6 protein-coding genes and 1 pseudogene are annotated in these 6,146 nt (G+C 64.2%); 6 read left to right on the forward strand and 1 reads right to left on the reverse strand.

Annotation, left to right across the window (positions count from 1 at the left end; genetic code table 11):
* Both ENZ75_RS35145 and ENZ75_RS17635 read left to right on the forward strand, forming a co-directional pair.
* A pseudogene (locus ENZ75_RS35145) lies at positions 1-336 on the forward strand (type I secretion system permease/ATPase); the annotation flags it as partial.
* Positions 329-1,705 (forward strand): HlyD family type I secretion periplasmic adaptor subunit, encoded by a 1,377-nt coding sequence (locus ENZ75_RS17635; protein ID WP_013533102.1) that lies wholly within the window; start codon positions 329-331, stop codon positions 1,703-1,705. The pseudogene ENZ75_RS35145 and the gene ENZ75_RS17635, both read left to right, overlap by 8 nt.
* Positions 1,706-1,880: 175 nt before the next feature.
* Here the strand turns inward: ENZ75_RS17635 and ENZ75_RS17640 are convergent, their stop codons facing one another.
* The gene (locus ENZ75_RS17640) at positions 1,881-2,831 is read right to left on the reverse strand and encodes a LysR family transcriptional regulator (RefSeq protein WP_013533101.1); all 951 of its coding nucleotides are present in this window, start codon (positions 2,829-2,831) and stop codon (positions 1,881-1,883) included.
* Between the two features lie 93 nt (positions 2,832-2,924).
* On the opposite strand from ENZ75_RS17640, the gene ENZ75_RS17645 reads away from it, so the two are divergent.
* The 4 genes from ENZ75_RS17645 to ENZ75_RS17660 all read left to right on the forward strand — a co-directional run.
* Positions 2,925-3,830, forward strand: coding sequence for a dioxygenase (locus ENZ75_RS17645; RefSeq protein ID WP_063167498.1), 906 nt, complete (start codon positions 2,925-2,927; stop codon positions 3,828-3,830).
* Positions 3,831-3,833: 3 nt separating this feature from the next.
* Positions 3,834-4,793, forward strand: a complete 960-nt coding sequence (locus tag ENZ75_RS17650) for a VOC family protein (protein WP_013533099.1) — start codon at positions 3,834-3,836, stop codon at positions 4,791-4,793.
* Positions 4,790-5,449, forward strand: a complete 660-nt coding sequence (locus ENZ75_RS17655) for a dienelactone hydrolase family protein (protein WP_013533098.1) — start codon at positions 4,790-4,792, stop codon at positions 5,447-5,449. Before ENZ75_RS17650 ends, ENZ75_RS17655 begins: the two co-directional genes overlap by 4 nt.
* Positions 5,449-6,146: iron-containing alcohol dehydrogenase (locus ENZ75_RS17660; protein ID WP_245481169.1), on the forward strand; the 698-nt coding region annotated here is incomplete at its 3' end. The genes ENZ75_RS17655 and ENZ75_RS17660, both read left to right, overlap by 1 nt.

The raw sequence follows: 6,146 nt of genomic DNA on the forward strand, positions 1-6,146 counted from the left end.
GGGCAGAGGCAACTCGTGGGTCTCGCCCGAGCCCTTTATGGCGAGCCGTTCCTTGTCGTGCTCGACGAACCGAACTCGAACCTCGACGTGGATGGAGACGCTGCCCTGGCCGGCGCCATACGGGCAGTGCGTCAGCGCGGGGGCATCGTCATTGTCGTTGCGCATCGTCCCTCGGCACTCGCCAACATCGATCAGGTGCTGGTTATGTCGAACGGGACGGTTCATGCCTTTGGCTCGCGCGAGGAGGTCTTGGCGAACGTGCTCCGACCTTCACCGCCTGTTTCACCTCGGCCATCTTCTTTGGCGCCGATACCGGGGGTTGCCGGGCATGCATGAGGCTCTGCTCGAAACATTCGTCACCTTCTCGTCCTATGCCCGGACCCTTCGTGGCAGCAAAGGACCTGCCGTGAGCTCGCCAGATCTGCCGGACGGTATACGGGCCAACCTGATATTCGGCTTGGTGATTACAGGTCTGCTGGTCCTCGGCGGCGGCCTGTGGCTGGGATTGACCAAGATCGCCGGCGCCGTGGTTGCACCGGCCACCGTGGTGGTAGAAAGCAACGTCAAGAAGGTCCAGCATCAAACCGGAGGAACAGTGGGCGGGATCTTCGCGCAGGACGGAGATCATGTGCGAGCCGGCGACGTGCTGGTCAGGCTGGATGACACGCTGACACGCGCGAACCTGCAAATCATCAGCGAGGATCTCGATCGCGCGACCGTTCGCCTCGCCCGGCTGGAGGCCGAGCGCACGGGCTTGGCGGAAATGCAGCTGCCGGTCGGCCTGAAAGCGCGAATGAACCAACCGGAGCTGGCTGCGCTCGTCAACGGCGAACGCGCTCTCTTTGAAACGCGCTCTTCGGCTTTGGCTGGACAGAAGGCACAGCTGAGAAGCCAATCCCAGCAACTTGAACGTCAGATCGACGGTCTTAAAGCGCAACAGAGCGCGGTGGATGAATCGGTTGCCCTGCTGAGCAAGGATTTCGCCGACGTTGATTCCCTCTACGCCAAAAAACTCGTCTCCAAGGAGAGGGTAAGCAACATCAAGTTGGATGCCACCCGGGCCAGGGGAGAATCGGGTCGCCTCGCTGCAGCAGTAGCTGAAGCCCAGGCGCGCATCAGCGAAACGGGGTTGCAGATGCTGCAGCTGGATGACCAAAGGCGCACCGACGTGACGACCGAACTCCGCGAGACCGAAGCCAAACAGACCGAACTCAACGAACGGAGGATTGTGGCGCAGGATGAACTGACCAAGACAACGATCCGCGCGCCACAGTCCGGAACGATACAGGAATCGGCTGTCCATACCGTCGGCGGCGTTATCGCGCCTGGCGAGATGCTTATGACCATCGTACCTGATACCGACGATCTTGTGGTGGACGCGCTGATCCCTCCGTCGCGGGTCGACGATGTCCGGCCTGGGCAGCCGGTATCAATCCGTTTTCCGGCGTTCGACGTGGGAACCACTCCGGTCTGCCAAGGGTCAGTGAAACACATCTCGGCAGATCTGATTAAAGACCCGCAACGTCAGCTTTCCTATTTTTCGGCGCGTATCAAGGTTGAAAGCAAATCGAGCTGCCTGACCGAAGCGAAGGTGCTGAGGCCAGGTATGCCCGCCGAGGTTCATATCCGCACCGACGAACGCAATGTCTGGTCTTATCTGTTGAAACCCTTTGCGGATCAGATGTCCAAAGCGTTTACGCAGTGATGGCGAGGTGGAGGAGGGCGTGACCAATAGGATATCGGGATTTCTGGCGGCCCGACGGCTTTTGGGGGCGGGCGGCCGTCGAGCCTAACCGGCGACGCGGGGATGAAGCGCCTCCGGCTGGAGGAAACATGCGCGTTGTGTGACGCTACCGCATCATTCGAATAGCGAGGCTGGTTTACCGTCCCCAGACAACGGCATTCTCATGCCGTTTGATGATGTGCTTCAGGTTTTCGAAGGCGGTCGTGACGTGGCCGGCGAAGCGCTCTGCCGCCGGTGAGCGTGGTCCGCTGACCCGGCGAAGGATACCGAGTGAGCGGCTGGGCTGCGGGATTTCATAGGGCAGCACCGTAACCCGGCTCTCCTTGCGCTGCGCGAAGACTACGGAGAATGGCAGCACGGCCAACGCATCGGTTTCGGCAAGGAAGTTGATCACGCTCATCAGCGAGCCTCCCGAATAGCGGATGTTCAGGTCCGACATGCCGATGCTCATCAGGATCATCTGCAGGTCCGACATCAGCGGAGAGCCGGGCAGGGGAGCCACCCAGGGAAAGCTGGTCAGGTCATGCGCCCTGAGGCGGCGATTTCGCAGCAGGGGATGATCGGGCCGGCAAGCCACGACATTGCGTCCGGGCAGGATTTCGGTGAATTCGAAGCCGGGACCAAGGTCGAGCACGCCGATCGGCACGATGCCGAGGTCGATCTGGTTGCTGTCCAGCGCCGCGACCATCTCGGGCAGGTTCATGTAGCTCTGCTGAACGGTGACCTCGGGTTCGAGCTTCTGGAATTCTCCGATCATCCGGCTGATCATCGCGTCCATGAAGAACGGCACGCCGCCGACACGGACGACACCTTTGGTGCCTTTCATGAAGCCCTGCACCGCATCCGACGCCTTGCGCGACGCGGTGATGATCGTGCGGCCCTGCGCCGCCAGCTGGAAGCCGAGCGGCGTCGCCTGCAGCGGCCGGCGGCCCTTGAGGAACAGCGGCTCACCCACCCGCGCCTCCAGCATGGCCAGTGATCGGCTGACCGCCGGCTGGGTCAAGCCCAGCATGGCGGCTCCTTCCGACACGCCGCCGGCATCCAGCACCGCGGCGAGCTGCATGAGGTGGCGCTCGTTCAGCTTCATAGCAAAACGCTATACAAGGGACGTCACATCTCATCAAGCATCGCGTCGGGCCGTGCTATCCCGCTTGGCAAGGGGAAGGGAGGCCCCGGCGGAATGCACGGCCAGCACGACCCGAAGCGGGATGAGTCCCCCAAGGCGATATCGACGCAGGCCGAGGAATTCTCGCGGCGCCTGACGGCAATGGGCCAGTCCCGCCTGGCGGCGGCGGCGCAGGCAGCCGTGGATGGTTTGCACGCGCTGATCGTGGAGTTGCGGCCCTCCGGCGAGGAATTCCGCCAGGCGATCGATTTTCTGACCGAGGTTGGCCACTACGCCGATGCGCGGCGCCAGGAATGGGTGCTGTTCGCCGACGTCCTGGGCGTGTCTTCGCTGATCGAGGATCAGAACAGCCCGCGCCCCGCCGGAGCGACACCAAACACCCTGGCCGGGCCCTTCTACCGGGCCGACGTGCCGGAGATGCCACCCGGCGCGAACATCTCGCGCGATCACAAGGGCGAGCCGCTGGAGGTCGCGGGCCGCATCGTCGCGCTCGACGGCGCGGGGGTCGGCGATGCGACGGTCGAGATCTGGCAGGCCAATGCCGAGGGTCTCTACGAGAACCAGGAACCCGACCGCCAGCCGGAATTCAATCTGCGCGGACGCTTCCGTACCGATCCGCAGGGACGGTTCCGCTTCACGACGGTGAAGCCGAAGGGCTACACGCTGCCGTCGGACGGACCGGTCGGTCAATTGATGTCAGCGCTGGGCCTTGGCCTCGAGCGGCCGGCCCATATCCATTTTCGCGTCTCGGCGGAGGGCTTCGAGACGCTGACGACCCACATCTTCGACCGGTCGGACCCTGCGATCGGCCGGGATGCCATCTTCGGGGTCAAACCCGAACTCATGGCCGAGTTCCGCGCGCTGCCGCCCAATGGAGGAAAACGCAAGCACGCGCTCGACCTCAACCTCGTGCTCTGCCCGCAGCGGCGGAGCGATACCGAAACCTCTGGGAGGAGATGACCGATGGCACGTATCAGCGGCTACCACCATTTGACGCTCTCGACCGACAGCGCTCAGGAAGATTTTGATTTCTATACCAAGGCGCTCGGCCTGCATTCGGTGAAGCGCACCGTCTTGTTCGACGGCGTCATCCCGGTCTACCACCTCTATTACGGCTCGCCCAATGGCGATGCGTCGACGATCATCACCACCTTCCCGTTCCGCAAGCCGGGCGTCTATGGCCGCCGCGGGTCCAATCAGTCGCGCACCATCATGCAGTCGATCCCCAGGGGCGCCGCGGATTTCTGGGTCGACCGGTTGAATGCGCGCGGCATCGAGGCCATCAAGATCACCCGTTTTGGCGCCGACCGTGCGGCTTTCGCACATCCCTGCGGCATCCCGCATGAGCTGGTGGAAAGCGACAGGGATCCCCGCGCGCCCATCACCAACGAGGCGCAGGGCATCGGCAAGGCCCACGGCATCAAGGGAATCTACGGCGCCGTGGTGGCGGTGATGGACCGCACCGCCATGGACGACTTCCTGACCATCGCATTGCCGATGGAGAAAGAGGCCGACGACCACGAGGGGCTCGTGTTCCGCGTGCCGGATGCGGCCGGCGTCGCACAGCGCGTGGAGGTCATTGTCGACCGCGACAGCCCGCAGGGCACCTGGACTCTGGCGGGAGGCACGATCCACCACCTCGCCCTCAACACCGGCGACGAAGAGAACCAGTTGAAGCTGCGCGCTCATATCGAGGGCCTCGGCTTCACGGACATATCGGAGCAGAAGGACCGCAACTACTTCAAGTCCTGTTATGTCCGCTCGCCCGGCGGCGCGCTGTTCGAAATTGCCTGGACCACGCCGGAAGGCTGGGCCAAGGACGAGCCTCCGGGCCAGATCGGCAAGACGCTGGTCTTCCCGCCTTGGTTCAAGGACCGCGAGAGCGAATTGCAGGCCGGCCTGGAACAGGCGGATTTCGCGTGAGTTCAGGCAGCGGTCCGCTCCGGCTTGGGCCAAGAGGCCCGGAGGCTAAGGCGATTTGCGTCTTCGTCCACGGCCGCGGCCAATCGCCCGAAGAGATGCAGTCCCATGTGCTGTCGCGGCTTTCCGCGTCGGCCGTGGCCTTCATCCTGCCGCGCGCGCCGCACGGCATGTGGTGGGAGGCGCGTGCCGTCGACCCGTTGACGTCGGTCGCCCGCGCGCAGCTCTCTGACGCGCTCGACCACCTTGCGGCCGCAATGGTTGCGGCGCGTGCCGAACTGCCCGGACTGCCGCTGCTTCTCGCGGGCTTCTCGCAAGGGGCGTGTCTCTCGATCGAATATCTCTGTGCGGGGCTGCCGCCGCCGGACGCTTTGGCGGCCTTCACGGGCTGCCGTGTCGGCGTTCCGGCGGACGAAAGATCCGAGGCGGCGCCGGCCGGAATGCCGATTTATCTTTCCGGTGGTGATGCCGATCCGTGGATACCGGTCTCGGCGTTTGCCGATGCCGCGCAATCGCTGGGCCGGATTGGCGCGAGCCTGCGGGCCGATCTGTTCCCGGGCCGCGGCCATGAGGTCTCGGACGCCGAGATTGCCATGCTGGGCACTATCCTCGACGACCTCGCGGCCGGGCGTGGCCCGCGCATGGAGGCGGCGCGATGATGGACAGCTTCACCTTTCCGGGCCTGACGACACGGGTGGTCTTCGGTGCCGGCACCATGGCTCGCGTCGAGGAGGAAGTCCGGCGGCTCGGCCATGAAAAGGTGATGGTGCTTTCGACGCCGCATCAGAAGGGCGATGCGGAAAGGCTGGCCGCAAGCCTTGGTGGCCTCGCCGCCGGGATCTTTGCCGGCGCGGTCATGCATACCCCTGTCGAGGTCACGGAAAAGGCCATCGATACCTTCCGCGGCAGTGGCGCTTCGGCGGTCGTCAGCCTCGGCGGCGGCTCGACCACTGGGCTCGGCAAGGCCATTGCCGTGCGCACGGGCGCCGACCAGGTGGTCATTCCCACCACCTATGCCGGCTCGGAAATGACCGACATACTCGGCGAGACGGCAGCCGGCGAGAAGACCACCCGCCGCTCGCCGGACATTCGCCCAGAGACGGTGATCTACGACGTCGATCTGACACTGAGCTTGCCGGTAAATCTCACCGTAACCTCGGCGATGAACGCGATCGCTCATGCGATGGAAGCCTTGTATGCCCCCGATCGCAATCCGGTCATCGTGCTGATGTGCAGGGATGCCATGGTTGCCTTTCGGGAAGGCATTCCAAGGTTGATCGGCAATCCGCAGGATCGCGCGGCGCGGACGCAGGCGCTCTATGCGGCGTGGTGCTGCTCGACCGCACTCGGCTATGT

Origin of the sequence: Mesorhizobium sp. M7A.F.Ca.CA.002.04.1.1 (assembly GCF_004022805.1) — a bacterium.
GTDB lineage: Bacteria > Pseudomonadota > Alphaproteobacteria > Rhizobiales > Rhizobiaceae > Mesorhizobium > Mesorhizobium ciceri.

What these genes read in the sequence shown, in the direction of transcription:
- ENZ75_RS17635 (WP_013533102.1), top strand. Translation starts at nt 329, where the DNA reads ATGCATGAGGCTCTGCTCGAAACATTCGTCACCTTCTCGTCCTATGCC.
- ENZ75_RS17640 (WP_013533101.1), bottom strand. Translation starts at nt 2,831, where the DNA reads ATGAAGCTGAACGAGCGCCACCTCATGCAGCTCGCCGCGGTGCTGGAT.
- ENZ75_RS17645 (WP_063167498.1), top strand. Translation starts at nt 2,925, where the DNA reads ATGCACGGCCAGCACGACCCGAAGCGGGATGAGTCCCCCAAGGCGATA.
- ENZ75_RS17650 (WP_013533099.1), top strand. Translation starts at nt 3,834, where the DNA reads ATGGCACGTATCAGCGGCTACCACCATTTGACGCTCTCGACCGACAGC.